Genomic DNA, 20,455 nt, shown 5'->3' on the forward strand with positions numbered 1-20,455 from the left:
GCGAGCGGATGTTCGACGACTTCCAGAGCGGCATGATCGGCGTGGGCGAGACGGAGCTGTTCGTCCGGCACGGCGGCTCCGGCAGCCCACTGCTGCTCCTGCACGGCCACCCCCGCACGCACGCGACCTGGCATCGCGTGGCCCCGCTCCTCGCCTCGCACCACACGGTGGTCTGCCCGGACCTGCGCGGCTACGGACGCTCCGGCAAGCCGCGCACCACACCTGACCACGCGCCCTACTCCAAGCGCGCCATGGCCCGCGACATGGTGGCCCTCATGCGGGCCCTCGGACACGACCGCTTCGCCGTGGCGGGCCACGACCGCGGCTCGTACGTCGCCCACCGCCTCGCCGCCGACCACCCCGGCGCGGTCACGCACCTGGTGGTGATGGACGGCATCCCCATCGGCGAGGCGCTGGCCCGCGCCGACGCGAGGTTCGCCGCGGCGTGGTGGCACTGGTTCTTCCTCGGCCAGATCGCCAAGCCCGCCGAGCGGGTCATCAACGCCGACCCCGACGCGTGGTACCGGGGGACGGCCGAGCGGATGGGCCGGGAGAACCACGAGGACTACCGGCGGGCCATCCACGACCCGGCCACCGTCCACGCCATGTGCGAGGACTACCGCGCCGGCCTGACCGTGGACCGGGCCGCCGACGACGCCGACCGCGCCGCGGGCCACCGCCTCACCTGCCCCACCCTGTTCCTCTGGGCGGCCGAGGACGACATGGAGGATCTCTACGGTGACCCGCTGGCGATCTGGCGCGGGTGGGCCGACGACGTGACGGGCCACGCGATCGACAGCGGGCACCACATGGCCGAGGAGGCCCCGGACGAGGTGGCGGCCGCGCTGCTGGCGTTCCTCCGTCGGTGACCGGGCTTCCGTCAGCTCAGGCGGCGCAGCTCGGCCTCCACCGCCTTCGCGTCGTGCGTCCTGCCGGTCTTCTCCAGCAGCTTCAGCCGGCCGAGCAGCACGTCACGCAGCAGGTCCGGCTCGGCCACCGGCAGCTCGCGCAGCAGGTCGGCGGAGACACGCAGGGCGGCGTCGGCGGCGTCGTCCCTGCCCAGCTCCTGCTGGCAGAAGCCGAGCCGGGCGTGCGCCACCGCCCTGGTCAGCTCGTCCCGCGTCACCTGGGTGCTGCGGTGGAAGACGAGCCCGGCCTCCAGCGCCCGGCCCGCCTCCATCAGCGCGTCGCCCAGCATGAGCATCGCCCGCGACAGCAGCCCGCCCTGCATCGGGGTGCCCGGCGAGAACCGCTCCAGCGCCGCCACCGCCTCCCGCAGGGGCTGGATCGCCTCGGCCGCCAGGTCCCGCATCCGCAGCGCCGAGGCCAGCGTGAGGCAGGCGCCCGCGCGGCTGGTGTGCAGGGCCTGCGCGTTCATGCCCGTGGTCAGCAGCTCGTCGTAGATCGCGATGGCCTCGCGCGCCCGCGCCTCGGCCTCCGCGCCGCCGTCCAGCCGCAGCAGCGGCATCAGCTCCGAGCTCTGCGCCAGGGAGTCGGCCAGGATCGCCCGGTGCGTCAGGTCGTCCGGGGAGCGTCTGGCCAGCGGGATCAGGCTCTCGACGAGCGTGTTCGCGGCGGCCAGCTCGCCCAGCATCATGTGGCACCTGGCCAGGCGCTGGGTGGCCAGGGCGTGCTTCACGGTGCCCGGCTCGTGGCCGGTCGTGGCGATCTGCGCGTACTCGGCGGCCTCCTGCGGGCGTCCGTCGGCCAGGAGGTCGTCGGCGATCAGCGCGGCGGTCTCGGCCGCGGGCAGCGGCTCGCCCAGCTCGGTGAACAGGCGCAGGGCCTCCACCAGGTGCGCTGTCGCCTCCTGCGCCCGGCCGAACGTCCGCAGCACCCGCCCCTTGACCTGGATCGCCTGCGCCCGCACCCGCCGCGGATCGATCCCGGCCGGCATCTCGTGCCAGGCTTCCGCGCCGCGCTCCCCTCGCTCCAGCTCGGCGCGGTCCAGCTCGGCCAGTGACCAGGCGATGGCCTCCAGGGCCGCCTGCGGGCGATCCAGGGCGGCCAGGGTGGAGCCGAGCTGCGCGTAGGTGACGGCGGCGACGGCCGGGTCCTCCAGCTCGTCACAGAGGTCGGCGGCTCGCTCGCAGTGGGCCAGCGCCTCGACGGCGCGGCCCCGGTCGAGCAGCTCGGCCGCGTAGCGGTTCAGGGTTCCGGCGAGCAACCGGCCCAGGCGCTCACCGTCCAGGCCGGTCGCGCGGTCCTGGTGCTGGGTGAGCAGGTCGATGGCCTGTTCCAGCACGGCGAGCCCTGCCGGGCCCACAGGGAGCGCTGCCGGGCCGGCACTGTCCTGGATGCCGGGCAGGGCGCCGGGCGGAGCGGAGTACAGGGAGCCGCCCTGAGCGCCGTCCTGGGCGGCGGGCACGGCGGCGGGCACGGCGGCGGGCAGGATGGCAGGCAGGGTGGCGGGCAGGGTGGCGGGCAGGGCGGCGAGCGTGGCCAGGGCCGAGGCGAGTGGCTCGCGGTAGGCGGGCGAGACGGGGGCGAGACCGCGGTAGACGCGCACGGCCAGCTCGCCGATCCGGACAGCGCTCGCGGCGTCACCCGCCCGCGCCGCAGCGGCACCGAGCCTCGCCAGGCACCGGCCGAACCGGTCGTACGTCTCGGGCGCGCCGCTCAGCGGTACCTCTCGCTCCATCGCCTCCGTGAACGCCGTGAGCGGTCCCACCAGCCCTGCCAGGCCCCCGGCGAGCCGGGCGCCGCCCTCGCCCGCGAACCTGGCCAGCTCGTCCACGACGGCGTCGAGCACCGGCGGCCCCGGAAGCGGCCGGAGCCCGAGGATCTGGGCGTACAGGGCGGTCCCCGCGACCGGCCCCTCCTCCTCCACCCGCATCCTGGCCAGCCGCACCAGCGCCAGCAGATGCACCCCGGCGAGATCGGGCGGGACGCTGCCGAGCCGCGCCATCGCCGCGGTCCCCGCCGCCAGCCGGTCGCGGGCGGCGTCGCTCTCGTGCAGCTCCGCCAGGCACAGCCCGGCCAGCTCCAGGCAGGTCGCGGCGAGCAGCCGTTCCTGCTGCGTGGACGGGGACGGGACCAGGCCGAGCGCGCGGGTGACCGACCGGAGCGCTCCGTCCGGGTTCTGCCCGGCGAAGCGGATCCCGCCCTGGAGCCGGAGCGCGCCGGCCAGGGCCGCGGGGTGCTCGGCGTGCTCGGCCACGAGCCGCTCGTACAGCTCGACGACCCGGTCCGCGGCCTCCTCCGCGTCGGACGGGCAGGCGGCGTGCGACAGGGCGACGGTCTCCAGAACCATCAGCCGGGCCAGCTCCGTACGGAACTCCGCGCTCGCCTCGGCGTGCGGCTCGTACGACTCGATGGCCGTGAGCAGGTGCGGGATGGCCTCCTTGGGCCGTCCGAGCCCGACGAGGGAGCGCCCGAGGGCCGCGGCGACCATGCCGACGGCGATCGCGTGCGGCCCGTCGGGGGCGGCGTGCCGCTGGAGCAGCTCGGCCGCCTGCATCGCCAGCGCGAACCCGTCCCCCGCCCGCCCAGCGTCCGCCCAGGCCCGGGCAAGCGTGGCCTGCGCGGACAGGTACGCATGAACCTGCTCGATCCCCGGCGTACCGGCGCTCTCGACGGCCTTCCTGCACTCGGCGAGCCGCCGCTCCGCCCGGCCCACGGCCTCCTCCCGGTCCACGGCCTCCTCCGGCTGGGCCATCGACGGCGACCACGGCGACCACGGCAACCACGGCTCCTGGGCGGGGCGGGCGGGCTGCCGGGCGGACTCCACCCGAATGCGTGCCTCGTCGCGGTGGGCGAGGTAGGAGGAGCCGTCTTCGAGGCACAGCACGTCGTACAGCTCGGCGGCGATCTCCAGGTGCGCCAGGCCGTCCGCGGTCCTGCCCAGCTCGTCCAGGCAGAGGCCGAGCAGCCGCCTGCCTCTCGCCGTGGTGGCCGTGCGCCGCTCGGCCACCACGGCCATCGCCTCCTGCAGCGGGGCCAGCGCCTCCTCGGGGCGGTCGTCCATCAGCAGCAGCTCGCCGAGGTCGAGAAGCTGGTCGGCGAGGGCGGGGCGGTGCTCGTCCGGTTCGAGCGTGACGAGGGCGCGCAGGTTCCGTACGGCTTCGGCGGCGGAACGCGCGGCGGCGTCCAGGTCCTCCATGCGGGCGTGCAGCCTGGACAGCACGGCCGCGGCCGACGCCAGCATGGCACGCAGCCCCGGCTCCTCGGCGGCCAGGGTCCGCAGGCGGGCGACGGCCTCGGCGGCCGGGGCGCGGGCCTCGGCCGGCCGGTCGTGCCGCTCCAGCCAGGTGGCGGCCAGGTGCAGGTGGTGGGCCACGTCCCTGCTGGTGGGGGCGGCGTTCCTGACGGCGGACACGACGGCGGCGGCCAGCCCCGCGGCCAGGTCGGGCAGCACGGCGGCGGCGTCGATGCCGTCGAAAGAGGTCAGCGGCGCCGGCCGCAAGACCTCGCCCGGGACAGCCGCCCGAGAGGCCTCGCCCGGGGCAAGCGCCTGCGAGGTCTCGCCCGGGACAGCCGGCCGCGAGGTCCCGCCCGGGACAAGCGCCTGCGAGGTCTCGCCCGGGACAGCCGGCCGCGAGGTCCCGCCCGGGACAAGCGCCTGCGCGGTCTCGCTCGGGACAGCCGGCCGCGAGGTCCTGCCCGGGACAACGGTGACCGTGCCGGGCAGCACGGACAGAACCCCTCGCACCTGGGACGCGAACCCGGCGCTCCCGCCCGCCGTCTCGAACGCCTCCACCGCCTCGTCCAGCCGCCCGAGCTCCAGCAACGCGCAGGCGAGGTTGTAGTGAGCCCTGGCGGCGTGCTCCGCGTGGCGGGGATCCTCCTCCGCCAGGATCCGGTACCGGGCCGCCGCCTCCTGCGCGGGCTTGAACGCCCCGCCCGCCTCACCGCCGGCCAGCAGGCACGCCCCCAGTCCGAACAGCGCCTCCGCCCGCCCGGCCGCCTCCTCGTACGGGGGAGCGCCCGCGTAGGTCTCCACGGCCTCGGCCGCCGCGACGACCGCCTCCCCGGTCTTGCCCACGGCCGCAAGCGCGGCCGACAGCCACGTCAACGCCCCGGCCAGCGCGAGCCGCCCACCGCCGCCGCGCCGATGTCGTACGGCCAGCTCGGCCAGCGTCACGTTGAGCGCCCGGCATCCCAGCCCGTCCTCCGGCCCGACCAGCAGCCCGGCTTCCCGCCCCTCCGGCCCGACCAGCAGTCCCGCCTCCCGTCCCTCCGGCCCGGCCGGCAGCCCGGTTTCCCGCACCGCTGGCCCGGCCCGCAGCCTGGCTTCCCGCCTCTCCGGCCCGGCCGGCTGCCCGGTTTCCCGCACCGCTGGCCCGGCCCGCAGCCTGGCTTCCTGCCTCGTCGGCCAGTCGGGCAGCCCGGCCGCTGTCTCGGCGAGCTGCCGGTCGCCGGAGAACAGCATGAGTGCGGCGTTGAGCGCGTCGCCGAGCCCGCTGGCGGGGTTCGCCACGGCCTCGGAGACCAGCTTGCCCAGCCGGCTGGCGACCAGCGACCACAGCGCCTGCCTGACAGGTTCCCTGCCGGCCGACAGCCGCAGGGCGTCCAGCATGCGTACGAGGTGGTGGACCGTGCGGCCCTCGTGGTCGTGCAGGGCCAGCACGAGCGCGCCCAGGTCTTCGGTCTCGGCCAGCAGCTCCTCGGCCACCAGGTCGGGCCCGAGCGGGGCCGCCCGCCCACCGTGAGAGCCGGGAGAGCTCGGAAAGAGGCGGCCCAACCAGCGGGCCGCGGCGAGGACGCCAGGGTGGAGAGGCGGTGTGCGGTCCGAAGTGCCGGGGTGGGGAGGCGTGCGGTCCGGAGCGCCGGCGTGGGGAGGCGGCGTGGGGGAGGGAGCGCTGGGGTGGGGAGGCGGCGTGTCGTTCGGGCTGCCCTCATGGGGCGGCACGTCGCTCGGACCTCCCTCATGGGGAGGTGGCACGTCGTTCGGGGCGCGGAGCCAGGCCGCCGGTTTCCCGGCGTCGCTCGGCGGGCCCGGGGGGCGGGCGCGGAGTCCCGGGACCGACGTCAGGAGGACGGGCAGTTCGGCCGGGGCCGGCGCGGTGAGCGTGAGGACCGCCACCGCCTGCCGGGCCGTCGCCTCACTGAGACGTTCCTCGCCGTCCGGCCAGACGCGCGCCCACTGACCCCGCTCACGCGCCAGGAACCGCCCGATCAGCCCGCCACCGACCCGACCACCTGCGGCCTCGCCAGGAAACCGGCCCGCAGTCTCGCTCGCAACCTGCCTCGCAGCCCCGTCTGGAAGCCGGTCCGTTGCCCCGCCTGTCACCCTGTCCGGGAGCCGGCCTGTTGCCCCGCCTGACACGCCCTCCGGGAGCCGGCCTGTTGCCCTGCCTGTCACCCCGTCCAGGAGCTGGTCCGCTGCCCCGCCCATCAGCCCGTCCGGGAGCTGGCCTGTTGCCTCGCCCGCCACCCCGTCCGGCTCCCCGCCGGACTCCTCCTCCCCGTCGCGCAGCCGCAGCAGCGCGGCCAGGTGGACGTGGAGCGGGAGGCCGTACTCCGGGTCGTCGAGACGCGGCGGGGAGGGGAGTGCGGCCCGGCTCGGCGCGAACGCCTTCATGGCCGCGAGCGCGTGCTCGGTCCGCTCGGCGAGCGTGAGTGGATGGGCGTTGAGCTGCACGGTCGTGGTGTTGAGCCGCCTGAGCCAGCCGCCCGCCGCCGTGTCCAGCCGCCGCCACCACTCGGCCTCGCCGGGCTCGCGGGCCAGCAGCAGGAGCCGTACGCGGGCGTTGTGGCCGTGCTTGGCCAGCCGCCGCACCAGCTCGCCGACCACCGGCGAGGACCGCTCGGGCCGGTCGACCACGACCAGAGTGGGCCTCAACGCATCGAACGAGGCACGTTCGCCCGACAGCAGGGCGGTCACCGCGTCCAGGGGCAGGAACCCGGCATCCCACCCCGCTTCCGCCAGCTCCACGCACAGCTCGCCCGCCAGCCGCGTCTTCCCCGTCCCACCGCGCCCGCTCAGCACCGCGATCGACAACGGGACGGGCTCGGCGGCCCAGGCCCGCAGCGTGTCCAGCTCCTCGCTCCGCCCCAGGAACGGAACCACCGCGTGCCGCGCCATCAGCAGCGTCCAGTCCGGGCAGTCCTCCGGCAGCCGCTCGCGCGCCGGCCCGAGCAGCGCGGGCAGGGCCACCGAGCGGTCGCGCTCGGACACGGTCTCCAGCGGCCCCGGTGGCACGCCTGCCAGCTCGCGGAAGCGCGCGTCGCTCAGCAGCGCCGTCACGGGCACGGCCTCCAGACGGCGCCGCGCGTACCCGCCGGGGCCAGGGGTCGCCACGCCGATGAGCTGGCCGGCGGGCTCGGCGAGCAGCGCGGCTCCTGACATGCCGTGCCAGAGCGCGGGCGGCGTCGCGTCGAGCTCGGGCGAGAGCACGCTCACCGCCAGCGCCTTCGACACCGCGCCGGTCGGCGGGCTGACCAGGCCGGACAGCGTCTCCACCTCCCGCAGCCCGCCCCGCTCCCCGGCCCGCAGGCTGCCCAGTTCCCCGGCCCGCAGGGTGCCCAGCTCCCCGCCACGCAGCCCGTCCCGCTCCCCGACCTGCGGAAAGCCCCGGGCCACGCATCGCACGCGATAGGAGCCGCCGCTCGCCACCCTGGCCCAGCGGTTGTGCTCGATCCCGGGCAATCCGGCCCAGGCCGCCTCCGACACCCGCAGCAGCACCGCGTCCGCGCCGCCACGCCCGCGCCACACCGGCTCCGCCGCGAGCCACCGGCCGGACCACGGGGGCCGTACGTGACAGGGCGCGCCGGGGTCCACCACCTGCCCGGAGGTCAGCACCAGGTCGGCACCGATCGCGTACCCGGAGCCGGTCACGCCGACGAGGTCGTCATGACCGGAAAAGACCTCGACGACCCGTTCGAGCCCGAGGCGGTGTGGTGGCGTGTCCATGGGTCCGCTACCTGTCAGCTACGTACGGAAGATAAGCCCCCGATCAGCGCCTGATCTCCTACTCACTATCGCATCAAGGACGGGAAATTTCCCGGCTTGTCAGGCCTTCTCGGTCGTGAGCCAGGCGGCCAGTCCGAGGTACACGACACCGCTCCCGACGTCCAGCCGCCGCCGCGCGCGGGCCGAGTGCCGAAGGCGGCCGGCCAGGGCGGAGGCGAGCATCGCGTACGTGCCGTCCGACGCCATGCCGAGCAGCAGCCACACGAGGCCGAACACCAGGATCTGCGGCCCGACCGGCCCCACCGCGGGGTCGGTGAACTGGGGCAGGAACGCCAGGAAGAAGATCGCGGTCTTGGGGTTGAGCACGTTCACCACGAACCCCTCCCAGAACAGCCGCCGCTTCGACTGCACCTTCAGCTCGACGATCTCCTCGCCGCCGCCCTTCTGCATCAGCTTGCGGATGCCGAGCCAGAGCAGGTACGCCACACCCACGTACTTGACGATCGTGAACGCCGTGGCCGAGGCCGCCAGCAGCGCGCTGATGCCCAGCGCCGCGGCGGCGACGTGGACGATCGAGCCGGTGTGGATGCCGAGCACGGAGATCAGGCCGGCCGTGCGTCCCTGGGAGACGCTTCTGGTGACGATGTAGAGCACGGCGGGGCCGGGCACGAGCAGCAGCCCGAGCGTGGCCGCGCAGAAGACAGCGAGTGTCGAGATATCCGGCATGGGGCAATCGTAGGACCGGCGTCAACGGCATTACCGGCCCTCCGCGAACCCGCGGGCGCGGGCGTCAGAGGCTCTGCCGGAGGGCCGTGAGCAGGGCTTCGGTGGCGGGCGGGTAGGGCGGCTCGCCGTAGACCGCCGCGTACACGTGCCTCGTCGAGCCCGGCACCACCGCCACCTCCACGTCCGGATGCCGGTGCGCCGCCAGCGCCAGCCCGGGCAGCATGGTCAGCCCCAGCCCGGCCGCGACCAGCGCCTGCACGGCCACGATGTCGTCACTGGTGAACGCGATCCGCGGCTCGAAGCCCGCCTTGTCGCAGACGTCCAGCAGGTGGCTGCGGCACCGGTCGCACCCGGCGATCCAGGCGGACTCGGCATGGTCGGTCAGCTCGCCGGGCGCCGTGCCCGACACGAGGTAGCTGGGGTCGTCGAGGAGGTGGACCATGTGGATGCCGCTGTCCTCGGGCGCGGTGTCGTCGTACCGGAACATGACCGCCACGTCCACCCGCCCGGCCCGCAGCAGCCGCAGCGCCTCCGGCGGCTCGGTCTCGGTGAGCTGCAGGCGCAGCCCGGGATGCGCGCCGGCCAGCAGGCCGGCGGCCTTCGGGATGAACGTCCCCAGCGCGGAGGGGAAGGCGGCCAGCCGCACCCGCCCGGAGCGCAGCCCGACGTGTGCCGCCAGCTCCTCGGCGGTGGCGTCGAGCCGGCCGATGATGTCGGCGGCCCGCTCGGCGAGCAGCCGGCCCGCCTCGGTGAGCCGGATGCCGCGCCCGGCGCGCTGGATGAGCTTGGCCCCGGTCTCGGCCTCCAGCCGGGCCAGATGGTGGCTGACGGAGGGCTGCGAGTAGTGCAACTCCTTGGCCGCCGCGGTCAGCGAGCCCCTGCGGGCGACGGCCACGAGCACCCGCAGACGCGCGACATCCAGCATTCATCAATCATATCTATTGATCGACCAGAAGACTTCTGTTGGACCTATCGGTGGAAATGCAGGACCGTGGGAGGGGAAGGCAAATTACTGATTTTCCCTAGGGGAATCCCATGGATATGGCCGCCACCACAGTCACCAGGCCGGGCCTCGAGCCGATCGTCTCGGGGGTGTCGCGGATCGTCGACCGCCGGCTCGACGGCCACGCGACCGCGCTGGCCGTCGCCGCACTGCTCCGCAAGTACCTTCCCGGGCTCGACATCCTCACGCCGCAGGAGCGCGCGGGCTCGCCCGAGCGGTACGTCTCCCACATCCTCCACGCCGAGGAACGCTTCTCGGTCGTCGGCGTCGTCTGGCGGCCGGGCCAGGACACGGTGATCCACGACCACGTGTCGTGGTGCACGTTCGGCATCCTCAGCGGCATCGAGGACGAGACGCTCTACCGCGACATGGGCGACCACCTGGTGCGGATCGGGCGGGCCGAGAACCGGCCGGGCGAGGTCAGCGGGTTCGCGCCGCCCGGCGACATCCACAAGGTACGCAACACCAGCTCGGAGACGGGGGTGTCGCTGCACGTGTACGGGGCCGACGTGAGCAGGCTCGGCAGCAGCGTGCGCCGGACGTACGACCTGCCGGTCCGATGAGTTCCGCGCGCCCCGCGGGTCTGTCCCTCGACAGCCGATGCAAGGGAGCGACCATGGAACCCACGACGGAGCTGGACACCCGCTTCAGCGCCGAGAACGCCGCCGCCACCCCGTGGGCCGAGGCCCGCGAGCAGCTGGAGAACGCTGAGACGTACTGGCTGAGCACCGTGCGCGCCGACGGCCGCCCGCACGTCACCACGCTGCTGGCCGTCTGGCAGGACGGCGCGCTGCACTTCTGCACGGGGGCGGAGGAGCAGAAGGCCAGGAACCTGGAGACCAACCCCAACTGCGTGCTCACCACGGGCGCCAGCTCCCTGCATGCGGGGCTGGACCTGGTGGTGGAGGGGGTGGCCGAGCGCGTCACGGACCCGGGCAGGCTCAAGCGGCTGGCCGACGCGTGGGAGGCCAAGTACACCGAGGAGTGGCACTTCGACGTGGGCGACGGGGTGTTCGTCAACGTCGCCGGGGGAGAGGCCCTGGTGTTCGCGGTGGCTCCGGCCAAGGTGCTGGGCTTCCGCAAGGGCGACTACGCCCAGACCAGGTGGCGGTTCCGCTGAAGCCGCCGACGAGGGCTTCCCCGACCCCCGGGCGCGGCGCCGCCCGCTCCACCGGGCCCCTGGCTCCGGGTACGCCGGACTGCCCATGAGGCCACGCGAAGCGGCGGCTGACGCGACCCGGCCTTCTCCGGTCCGTCCGGGAGCGGTTTCGGCCTGGCGCGCACGGGTACGCACGGCGTAGTTGTTGCAGCTCATCGGGGGTGTGAGCGGTGTTGACGGTGGATCGGCGTGCGTCGCGGACACGGAGAGGGCCCGATGGCGGCCCGTACCGGCGACTCCGCTGAGGGCCGCGGCGGCAGGCCCGGGCCACGTCGGCGGCCGGGGCCCTCCGGCGTGCGTCCGTAAGGCCGCGGGGAGTCCGGGATGAGAGCGGCGGCACAGGGGATCGTCTGGGTCGGCGTGTTCCTGGGAGTCTGCGTGGCGCCGCTGGCGTTCGCGTTGATGGGCGTGAGCCGTCTGGGGCAGGGCTTCTGGACCGACTTCTCGGTGGCCCTCGGGTTCGTCGGCCTGGCCCTGATGGGCATCGAGTTCGCCCTCGTCGCACGGGTTCGTGCCGTGGCGGAGCCGTTCGGCACCGATGCGGTGATCCAGTTCCACCGGGAAATCGGTTACGTCGGCCTGGCGTTCGTCCTGACGCATACGGCGCTGTCGGGCCCGGGCGTGATCGCCGCCTTCCCCCTGACCGAGCTGCCGTGGAGAGCCCGGTTCGCCGTGCTCGCGGTGCTGGCTCTGCTGGTGCTGATGGTGACTTCGGTGTGGCGACGACGCCTGCGACTGTCCTACGAGGTGTGGCAGGTCCTGCACACGGTGACGGCGACGCTCGCGGTCACGGCGGCGTTGGTCCACGTGCTGCTGGTCAACCACTACGTCGACAGCCTGTGGAAGCAGGTGCTGTGGGCGGTCATGTCGGCGGCGTTCGTAGGGCTGCTCCTCTGGATCCGGATCGTGCGGCCACTGCGGTTGTGGCGACGTCCGTGGGTGGTCGAACAGGTCGTCCCCGAACGTGGCCGGACCACCGTGCTCGTGCTGCGCCCGCGCGGGCACGAGGGGCTGCGCTTCCAGCCGGGACAGTTCGCCTGGATCACTGTCGGCAGGTCGCCGTTCTCGGTGACCTCGCACCCGTTCTCGTTCTCCTCCAGCGCCGAGGCGGACGGCACGGTCGCCGTCGCCATCAAGGCGCTCGGCGACTTCACCTCCAGCGTCAGCGCCGTGAGACCGGGCACCACCGTTTATGTCGACGGCCCGCACGGGGTGTTCTCCATCGACCAGTACGAGGGCGCCGGGTTCTGCCTGATCGCCGGCGGAGTCGGCATCGTCCCCGCGCTGAGCATGCTCCGGACCCTCGCCGATCGCGCCGACGCGCGGCCGGTCGTCCTGTTCTCCGCCCACCGCGACCTGGACAGCATCCCGTTCCGCGAGGAGCTCGACGAACTCACCGGCCGGCTGGACCTGCGGGTCGTGCACGTACTCGAACAACCGCCGCCCGGCTGGACGGGAGAGAGCGGCTACATCGACGCCGGCACGCTACGCAGGCACCTGCCGTCCGCCAACCCGCGTTTCCAGTTCTTCATCTGCGGGCCGAACCCGATGCTCGACGCGATGGAGGCGGCCATCCCGGAGATCGGCATACCCGCCGACCGCATCCACACCGAACGTTTCGCATGGGTCTGAGCCGCCCGATCCGGAGGAAGCCGTGCGCCACGCCTACATGACCCGGATGACGGTCGTCGCCGGCCTGATCCTGGTGCTCGCCTGCCTGGCCTTCGCGGCCGTCCAGAACTGACCGAGGAGGATCGCCCGATCTGCTCACCCTGGCCGCGGGGGACCGGCGCCAGGCCGAACGGCTGCTGTCACTCGTGAACCGGGGCTCATGAGCGGGGGACGTCGCCCGCCTTGTCCATGATCCCGGACCCGAGCACCGACAGGCCCACGGCCCCGCCGTCGGCGTCCACCACCTTCAGCCCCATGTGGTGGTAGTCGTCCGGATCGAGGATGTAGTACGCCTTGACACCGTCACCGGCGTCGAACACCACGCTGATCCCCGGGCGGCCGTCCGCGTCGGTGGCGCCGTCCTCGATCGACACGCGCGGGAGCTTGGCCAGCGCCCGGTACATCCCCGCCACCGTGTCCGGCGGGATCATGGGCCCGTACTTCATGTACCTGCTTGCCGTCATGACAGCAGTAATTGCCACGGGCGGGGGCGGCGGTTCCATGAATTTCCGATCAGGCCGGTGGCCACCCGCTGAGCCGATCCCGGCGGCGGCGGATCTTGCGGCCCCGTAGGGTGTTGGGGCCACCGTGCCCGGACAAGGAGAGCGTCGTGAACGAAGGAGCCTGGTCGCTGCCGTCGCCCTGGCGGGAGGCGCGCGTCGCGGTCGTGGTGCCGACGTACAACGAGGCAGGCAACCTCGGCGAGCTGACGGAGCGGGTCTTCGCGCTGGACCTGCCCAACCTCCGGCTGGTCATCGCCGACGACGACTCGCCCGACGGCACCGGCGCGCTCGCCGACGACCTCGCCAAGCACGCGAACGAGGAGCGCCCCGGCCGCATGGTGGTGCTGCACCGCAAGGTGAAGGAGGGCATCGGGCGCGCCCACATCGCCGGGATGCAGGAGGCGCTCGGGCGCGGCGACGAGTACGTGGTGCAGATGGACGGCGACCTGAGCCACCGCCCCGAGTACATCCCGCACCTGCTCGGCACGATCCTCGCCACGCAGGCCGGGGTGGTGATCGGCAGCCGGTACGTCGTGGGCGGCTCCCTGTCCACGCAGTGGGGCTGGCACCGGCGGCTGCTGAGCCGGTTCGCCGGCCTCTACGTCAACACGATCCTCCACCTGTCCGTACGCGATCCCACGGGCGGTTTCAAGATCTGGCACCGGGACGTGCTCGAAGGCATCGACCTGAACGCGATCCGCAGCGACGGCTACAGCTTCCAGGTGGAGATGAACTACCGGTGCAAGCGGCTGGGCCGGGCGATCGTCGAGATGCCGATCCATTTCGAGGAGCGCAACGCGGGCTCCAGCAAGATCAGCTTCGCGGTGCAGGTGGAGTCGATGCTCACGCCGTTCGCTCTCCGGTTCGGCAGGCAACGGCGGCGGTGACGGATCGCTGGGGTCGCCAGGGCGAGGTACGGGTCGCGTCGCTTCGGAAGTCGGGTCGCGTCGCTTCGGAAGTCGGGTCGCGTCCCTTCGGAAATATCGGGTCGCGGGCCGAGACGGCATGATCCTATGGTGGCGGCATGCCCTCCTACCTCCACCCCCTGGCCTTCCTCCTGGGTCTGGAAGGAGCCGCGCTGCTGCGCACCCAGGCAGGCGACCTGGGCGACGCGGCCTACGTCGAGCAGCGCATCGCCGAGATCCGCAGCCTGGTCACCGACCCGGACCTGACGCGGAGCGCGGGCACCGCGGTCGGCCACGCCACCACCGAGGAGGGGTACGCGCGGTGGGCCGAGCACTACGACTCCGATGACAACCCGCTGATCGCGGTGGAGCAGCCACTGGTACGCCGCATCCTGTCCGCGCTCCCGCCGGGTGGCCGGGCCCTGGACGCCGCCTGCGGCACGGGCCGCCACGCCGCGTTCCTGGCGGGCCTCGGGCACGAGGTCGTCGGCGTGGACACGTCACCGGAGATGCTCGCCCGAGCCAAGGCCAAGATCCCGGACGGCGTGTTCCACCAGGCCGATCTGCACGACCTCCCGGCCGAGCCCGGGAGGTTCGACGTGGTCGTCTGCGCGCTGGCGCTCACGCACCAGCCCGCTCTCGGGCCGGCGCTGGTGGAGTTCGCCCGGGTCGTGCGGCTCGGCGGCCACGTGGTGCTGTCGGACATCCACCCGCTGCTGCTCTACCTGGGCGGGGTGCCGACGGTGGCCGGCCGGGACGGCGTACGGGCCATGCCGGCCGCCCGCTTCCTGGCCAGCGACTACATCACCGCCATCCATGAGGCGGGCCTGGAGATCCTGAGCTGCCACGAGCCCCGCTGCGGCAAGGTGCCCGGCGGTCACGGCGGCCCGCTCGCCCAGCAGCGTTGCCCGGAAGCGGCGGCCGCGGCCTACGAGGACACCCCGGCCCTGATCATCTGGCATCTCCGCCGGCCACCGGCCGGAGCCGCCGCAGCTCAGGAACCGCCCAGGTGACGGCCGCCACGGTGACGGTGGTGAGCAGGCCGCCGGCGCAGATCACCAGCCGGTGGTCGAGGACCGAGGTGGCGGCCCCGTGCAGCAGGTTCGCCAGGTGCGGCCCGCCGAAGAGGACGACGGTGAGCGATCCCTGGATCCGGCCGCGCAGGGCGTCGGGGGTGTGCGCCTGGGTGATGGCGTTGCGGAGGGTGCTGAGCACGAAGTTGACCGCGCCGCCGAGGACGAGCGCCACCAGGGCGAGCCAGAGCTGCGCGGCCAGCCCGAGGAGCACGACGGTCAGCCCCCACGCCGCGGCGGCCCCCGCCATGACGGCGCCGTGGCGGCGGGCACGGGTGAACGTGCCCGACAGCAGCCCGGCCGCGACGACCCCGGTCGGATAGGCGGCGTGGAGCAACCCGAGCTCAGGGCCGCCTCCCGCGGGCCCGCCGAAGGTGTGCTGGGCGAGCTCGGGGAACAGGGCGACCGGCATGCCGAAGACCATCGCCGCGAGGTCCACCAGGAGCACCGCCACCAGTAACCGGCCGGCCGCCAGGTACCGGAGCCCGGCCGAAGGCTCGCGGCTGCCGGGCTGGGGCGGCAGCGGCGGCAGCTTGACGACCGCCCGCACGACGGCCAGGAGGGCGACGGCGTCGAAGAGGTACAGCGTGCCGAGCCCGACCACCGGGATCAGGACGCCGGCCAGCACCGGGCCGACGATCGAGCCGGCGTAGCGGTTCAGGGAGGCAAGGCTGTTCGCCGCCGGAAGGAGCTCCGCTGGGACCAGCCGGGGCACCGCGGCCCCCATCGTGGTCATGATCGCTCCCAGGGACAGACCCTGGCAGGCGACCAGCACCATCAGGAGGGGGACGGAGCCCACGCCCAGCGCGGCCTGCGCCCACAGGGCCGCGTACGTCGCCGCGAGACCGCAGTGGGCGGTCAGCAGCAACGTTCGCCGGTCCCGCACGTCGGCCAGGGCGCCGATCCGCAACGAGGCCACGGCCAGCGCCGCGAACGACACCGCCCCCGCCGCACCCACGACCACCGATGACCCGCTCACGGTGAACAGCTGCGCCGGCACGGCGACCACGCCGAACGACCCTCCCACCGCGCCCACGGCCGAGGCCATCCACAGCCGCCGGAAGGCCGCGACGGCCAGCGGGCGGCGATCGACGGTGCAGGCACCGAGCGACGCGATCACGACGCGGCCCCCGGGGCGGGCGTCTCCAAGCTCACCACGTCGGCCACCACGCAGGCGACGTTGTCGGGCGCTCCGGCGGCGTACGCCCGCGCGACCAGCTCGTCGAGCACCTCCTGGGGAGCCCCGGGCCCGGTCAGCACCTCGCGCAGCGACTCTGCCGGCACGACGGCGGACAGCCCGTCGGAGCAGAGCAGGTACCGGTCACCGGCCGCCGCGTCGTGCAGCGCCAGTTGCGGCCGGACGCCGCCCGTACCGGTCAGCGCCCGCGCGAGCAGCGAGCGCCGCGGGTGCGAGGCCGCCTCCTCCGCCGTCAGCCGTCCCTCGTCCACCAGCGCCTGCACGTACGTGTGATCGTGGGTGATCTGGAACAGCTCCCCGTCACGCACGAGGTACGCCCGGGTGTCACCGATGTGCACCAGTGCCAGCCGGGAGCCCGACCACAGCAGCGCCGTCAACGTGGTGACGGCCTCACCCGACGGCGCCGACGCGGCGATCTCCCCGACGGCCCGATCGGCGTCGCCGACAGCGTCGGCCAGCGCGCCGAGCAGGTCCTCGGCCGGGACGGTCATGGTCTCCAGCGGCTTGAGCGCCTCGACGGCCGCCGCGCTGGCCAGGTCACCGCCCGACCCGCGCACCCCGTCGGCCACCGCCAGCAGGCGAGGGCCGGCGTACGCGGTGTCCTCGTTGCTCGTCCGCACCAGCCCGGACTCCGACCGGGCGGCGTAACGGATCCCGAGCAGGGCCGCCGTCTCCTCCACGGTGCTTCCCCTTCCCGACAGGTAGTCGACGAGGAAGGTGGCCAGCTCCCCGCGGGCGGCGGTCTCCGCCAGCACCTGTTCCCAGTAGGCGGCGATCTCGCCGGCCGCCGCGTCCGCCGGCAGGTCGCACACCCGCCGGATCCGCGCCAGCGGCATGCCCAGCCGCCGCAGCCAGGCGATCAGCCGGGCCCGCTCCAGTTGCGCCGGATCGTAGAACCGGTACCCGGACTCCCCGTCCACCGCGGCGGGCCGCAGCAACCCGAGTTCGTCGTAGAGCCGCAACGCCTTCGGCGACAACCGCGCCGCCCGGGCGAACGCCCCGATCGTCAGCAGCCGCACCGCGCCTCCTCGCCCCGGCCACCACGACCGGTACGGACGATGGTGCGGCTTCACCCAGGGGGAAGGTCAACACAAGGCAGCAGCCCCGGAAGAACGCCGCCCGTTCAGCGGCGCACCGCCGTCTCCTGCCGCACCCGCGACAGCTTCTCGGGGTTGCGCACGATGTAGAGCCCGGTGACCAGCCCGTCGTCGATCCGTACCGCCACCACGTTGTCGATCTCCCCGTCGATCCGGACGATCAGCGCCGGGCAGCCGTTGACCTGCACCGGCTCCAGCGAGACCCGGCCGCTGAGCCTGGGCAGGCCGGCCTCCATCAGGCGAGCCACCTTGCCGGCCCCCACGACGGGCTGCGGCGCGGCCTGCACGACCCCGCCGCCGTCGGTCAGCAGGACGACGTCCGGCGCGAGGATGTCGAGCAGCCCCTGCAGGTCGCCCGTCTCGATCGCGCGCCGGAACGCCGCCAGTGCGTCGCGCGACTCGGCGGGGGAGGCGACACCGCGGGGCCGCCGCGCCGCGACGTGCGCCCGCGCCCGGTGGGCGATCTGCCGGACCGTGACCGCGCTCTTGTCCACGGCCTCGGCGATCTCGTCGTAGTGCAGGTCGAACACCTCCCGCAGCACGAACACCGCCCGCTCGGTCGGCGTGAGCGTCTCCAGCACCAGCAGCATCGCCATCGACACGCTCTCGGCCAGCTCGACGTCCTCGGCCACGTCGGGGGCGGTCAGCAGCGGCTCCGGCAGCCAGGGGCCCACGTAGGACTCCTTGCGCCGCCCGAGCGTCCGCAGCCGGCTGAGCGCCTGCCGGGTGGTGATCCGCACCAGGTACGCCCGCTGGTCCCGCACCTCGCCGAGCTCGACCCCCACCCACCGCAGCCAGGTCTCCTGCAGCACGTCCTCGGCGTCGGCGGCCGAGCCGAGCATCTCGTAGGCGACGGTGAACAGCAGGCTGCGGTGGGCGACGAACGCCTCGGTGGCGCTCTCCATCCGGCTACCGCGAACGGGGGCCTCGGCTGCGTCGACGGCGGGCTCGGTGGGCTCACTCATGGCTGTTTCCTGCCTGTCTCGCTTCGACCGTCACGCACACCAGACGCCGGCACCGGCCACTTCGTGACATCCCCGGCCGGTGGCGTACCTCACAGGAACCGCGCTGTCACAAGCACCGGGCGGCCGGCGTCTCCTTGGCGTCAGAACGCCGCGCGAACGATCCGCGTGGCGCACGAGTCCAGCAGCGAGGACGATGTCATGGAACCGCGCTTCAACCTGTTCGCCAACGAGGTCGGCAGCAAGATCCTCAAGCGGATCTACAACGTCAGCACGGCGATCGAGCAGTCGTCGCTGCCCAAGACCACGCAGCACCTGGTGATGATCCGCGCCAGCCAGATCAACGGCTGCGGCTTCTGCCTCGACGCCCACACCAAGGACGCCGCGGCCGACGGCGAGAGCTCGGTCCGGCTCAACCTGGTCGCCGTCTGGCGTGAGACCACCGTGTTCACGGAGGCCGAGCGGGCCGCGCTGGCGCTCACCGAGGAGGGCACCCGGCTCGCCGACGCCCACCTCGGCGTGTCCGACGAGACCTGGGACCTGGCCCGCAAGCACTACGACGACGACCAGATCGCCGGGCTGATCGGCCTGATCGCCATGATCAACGCGGCCAACCGGCTCAACGTGATCACGCGTAACCAGGGCGGCTCCTACGAGCCCGGCATGTTCAGCGGAGCGTCGAGCTGAGCCGGCGGCGCGATCCCGGCCCAGGGTCATCCCGATCCGGGGCCGGGGCGGGCGCCGGCGGCTCACCCCGGTAACCCCGCGAACAGCCGTGGTTACACGCCGAGGGCTGACGGGAGGCTGAGCTCCTGGAGGAACAGGGCCTCCGTGGTGGCCACCCTGCGCAGTTCCTCCAGGTCCACGCGCTCGTTGGGCGCGTGGATGGCCGCCTCCTCGTCCTCCGCCCCGAACAGCAGGATCTCGGCCGCGGGGAACTGCCGGAGCAGCGTGTTGACCAGCGGGATCGAGCCGCCGGCGCCGACGTCGCGCGGGGGGCGGCCGAAGGCGCGCTCCATGGCGCGGTTGAGCGCGGCGCGGGCCTTGCCGCCCGAGTCCGCCTGGTAGCCGGAGCCGACCGTGAAGTCGCCGAACGCCACCTGCACGCCCCACGGCGCCACCTGGCGCAGGAACTCCACGACCGCGTTGACCGTCGTCTTCGGGTCGCCGGCCGGAGGGACGCGGACGGTGACGCGGGCGCGTGCCGCGGGCTGGACCGCGTTGACCGCGCCCGAGACCGTGGGCACGTCCAGGCCGGTGACGGTGATGGCGTACGAGGACCACAGCCGGTCCGCGAGCGAGCCGGAGCCGACCAGGGACACCCCTTCGAGCACCCCGGCGGTGCGCCTGAACTCCTCCTCCGACGGCCCCTGACCGAGGAACGAGCCTCGGGGCAGGCCGGGGACGCGGATGTCGCCGTTGTCGTCGTGCAGCGAGGTCAGCATGCGCATGAGCGCGGCCAGCGCGTCGGGGGCGGCGCCGCCGAAGGAGCCGCTGTGCACGGCCTCCTTCAGGGTGCGGACCTCGATGGTGAAGGCGGCCATGCCGCGCAGCGACGTGGTGACGGACGGGTCGCCGACGCGCGGGTTGCCCGTGTCGGCCACCACGATGGCGTCGGCGCGCAGCAGGTCGGGGTTGCGCTCGACGAACGCCTCCAGCCGGTCGCCGGCGTACTCCTCCTGGCCCTCGATGATGACCTTGATGCCCACGGGGAACCGGCCCTGGAAGGTACGCAGGGCGGTGATGTGGGAGATGATGCCCGACTTGTCGTCGGCGGTGCCGCGCCCGTACAGGCGGCCGTCGATGAGCGTCGGCTCGAACGGCGGCGTGCGCCATGCGGCCGGGTCCCCCGCCGGCTGCACGTCGTAGTGGGCGTACAGGAGCACCGTGGGCATGCCGGGAGGCGCGGGGGCCTCGCCGAAGACGGCCGGGAAGCTGCCCTCGACGGCCACCTGCTGCACTCGCGGCAGGCCGGTGGAGCGCAGCAGCTCCTCGGTCATGGCGGCGGCGGCGAACACGGGCTCTTCCGGGTGCCCGGGGAAGGCCACGGAGGGGATGGCGGCGAGCCGCTTCAGCTCCTCTACGGCCTGTGGCATCGCGGCGGCGACGGCGCTCTCGATCTGGTCTGGAGTCACGGAGGGTCCCCCGGGGTCGTTCTTCACCTATTCACAGCGATTCGTCCATTGGATCACAACCGGCCCTGTGCTGCGGAAACGAGATGCTGGGGCGGCCTTGACCCGCGCGCTAATCTACCTGCGGATTTCGTTGTTGTTACATACCGCTTCTGCGGATCCCGATTTTCT

The 20,455-nt window shown here is 73.7% G+C and carries 15 protein-coding genes; 7 read left to right on the top strand and 8 right to left on the bottom strand.

From position 1 onward, the window contains the following. The first annotated feature begins 8 nt into the window (after positions 1-8). Positions 9-869, top strand: a complete 861-nt coding sequence (locus AB0I79_RS18275) for an alpha/beta hydrolase (RefSeq protein ID WP_357873982.1) — start codon at positions 9-11, stop codon at positions 867-869. Between the two features lie 11 nt (positions 870-880). On the opposite strand, the gene AB0I79_RS18280 is transcribed toward AB0I79_RS18275, so the two are convergent. From AB0I79_RS18280 to AB0I79_RS18290, 3 genes are all read right to left on the bottom strand, one after another. Next, entirely contained in the window at positions 881-7,855 is a 6,975-nt protein-coding gene (locus AB0I79_RS18280; protein WP_357873985.1) for a hypothetical protein, read from the bottom strand. A 99-nt stretch (positions 7,856-7,954) separates the two neighbouring features. Continuing rightward, complete coding sequence (locus AB0I79_RS18285) at positions 7,955-8,581, bottom strand: LysE family translocator (RefSeq protein WP_357873988.1); 627 nt, start codon at positions 8,579-8,581, stop codon at positions 7,955-7,957. 64 nt (positions 8,582-8,645) lie between these two features. Further along, complete coding sequence (locus AB0I79_RS18290) at positions 8,646-9,506, bottom strand: LysR family transcriptional regulator (RefSeq protein ID WP_357873991.1); 861 nt, start codon at positions 9,504-9,506, stop codon at positions 8,646-8,648. 110 nt (positions 9,507-9,616) lie between these two features. On the opposite strand from AB0I79_RS18290, the gene AB0I79_RS18295 reads away from it, so the two are divergent. The 3 genes from AB0I79_RS18295 (at position 9,617) to AB0I79_RS18305 (ending at position 12,375) form a co-directional block, all read left to right on the top strand. Next, positions 9,617-10,147: a cysteine dioxygenase family protein gene (locus AB0I79_RS18295; RefSeq protein ID WP_357873994.1), complete on the top strand. Its 531-nt coding sequence runs from the start codon at positions 9,617-9,619 to the stop codon at positions 10,145-10,147. Positions 10,148-10,200: 53 nt separating this feature from the next. Then, entirely contained in the window at positions 10,201-10,704 is a 504-nt protein-coding gene (locus tag AB0I79_RS18300) for a pyridoxamine 5'-phosphate oxidase family protein (RefSeq protein ID WP_357873997.1), read from the top strand. Between the two features lie 363 nt (positions 10,705-11,067). Then, positions 11,068-12,375 carry a ferric reductase-like transmembrane domain-containing protein gene (locus AB0I79_RS18305; RefSeq protein WP_357874000.1) on the top strand — a complete coding sequence of 436 codons (1,308 nt, stop codon included), beginning with the start codon at positions 11,068-11,070 and terminating at the stop codon, positions 12,373-12,375. 197 nt (positions 12,376-12,572) lie between these two features. Here the strand turns inward: AB0I79_RS18305 and AB0I79_RS18310 are convergent, their stop codons facing one another. After that, on the bottom strand, positions 12,573-12,878 hold the full coding sequence (locus AB0I79_RS18310; protein ID WP_357874003.1) for a hypothetical protein: 306 nt from the start codon (positions 12,876-12,878) through the stop codon (positions 12,573-12,575). Between the two features lie 146 nt (positions 12,879-13,024). Here AB0I79_RS18310 and AB0I79_RS18315 point away from each other — a divergent pair, with 146 nt between their 5' ends. Together AB0I79_RS18315 and AB0I79_RS18320 are read left to right on the top strand one after the other, a co-directional pair. Continuing rightward, a complete protein-coding gene (locus tag AB0I79_RS18315; protein ID WP_357874006.1) occupies positions 13,025-13,804 on the top strand; it encodes a polyprenol monophosphomannose synthase in 780 nt (259 codons plus the stop codon). A 137-nt stretch (positions 13,805-13,941) separates the two neighbouring features. Then, the gene (locus tag AB0I79_RS18320; RefSeq protein ID WP_357874009.1) at positions 13,942-14,835 is read left to right on the top strand and encodes a methyltransferase domain-containing protein; all 894 of its coding nucleotides are present in this window, start codon (positions 13,942-13,944) and stop codon (positions 14,833-14,835) included. On the opposite strand, the gene AB0I79_RS18325 is transcribed toward AB0I79_RS18320, so the two are convergent. The 3 genes from AB0I79_RS18325 to AB0I79_RS18335 form a co-directional block, all read right to left on the bottom strand. Next, the gene (locus AB0I79_RS18325; RefSeq protein WP_357874012.1) at positions 14,774-16,015 is read right to left on the bottom strand and encodes an MFS transporter; all 1,242 of its coding nucleotides are present in this window, start codon (positions 16,013-16,015) and stop codon (positions 14,774-14,776) included. The two genes, AB0I79_RS18320 and AB0I79_RS18325, sit on opposite strands and share 62 nt — an antisense overlap. Continuing rightward, positions 16,012-17,112 (bottom strand): MerR family transcriptional regulator, encoded by a 1,101-nt coding sequence (locus AB0I79_RS18330; protein ID WP_357874015.1) that lies wholly within the window; start codon positions 17,110-17,112, stop codon positions 16,012-16,014. The genes AB0I79_RS18325 and AB0I79_RS18330 overlap by 4 nt, the downstream gene beginning before the upstream one ends. Before the next feature lie 104 nt (positions 17,113-17,216). Further along, on the bottom strand, positions 17,217-18,095 hold the full coding sequence (locus AB0I79_RS18335; RefSeq protein WP_357874282.1) for an RNA polymerase sigma-70 factor: 879 nt from the start codon (positions 18,093-18,095) through the stop codon (positions 17,217-17,219). Between the two features lie 258 nt (positions 18,096-18,353). On the opposite strand from AB0I79_RS18335, the gene AB0I79_RS18340 reads away from it, so the two are divergent. Further along, a complete protein-coding gene (locus tag AB0I79_RS18340; protein WP_357874017.1) occupies positions 18,354-18,839 on the top strand; it encodes a carboxymuconolactone decarboxylase family protein in 486 nt (161 codons plus the stop codon). 92 nt (positions 18,840-18,931) lie between these two features. On the opposite strand, the gene AB0I79_RS18345 is transcribed toward AB0I79_RS18340, so the two are convergent. Further along, positions 18,932-20,287 carry a dipeptidase gene (locus tag AB0I79_RS18345; RefSeq protein ID WP_357874020.1) on the bottom strand — a complete coding sequence of 452 codons (1,356 nt, stop codon included), beginning with the start codon at positions 20,285-20,287 and terminating at the stop codon, positions 18,932-18,934. Positions 20,288-20,455: the final 168 nt, after the last annotated feature.

Origin of the sequence: Nonomuraea sp. NPDC050202, from assembly GCF_040656115.1 — a bacterium.
Taxonomy (GTDB): Bacteria; Actinomycetota; Actinomycetes; order Streptosporangiales; family Streptosporangiaceae; genus Nonomuraea.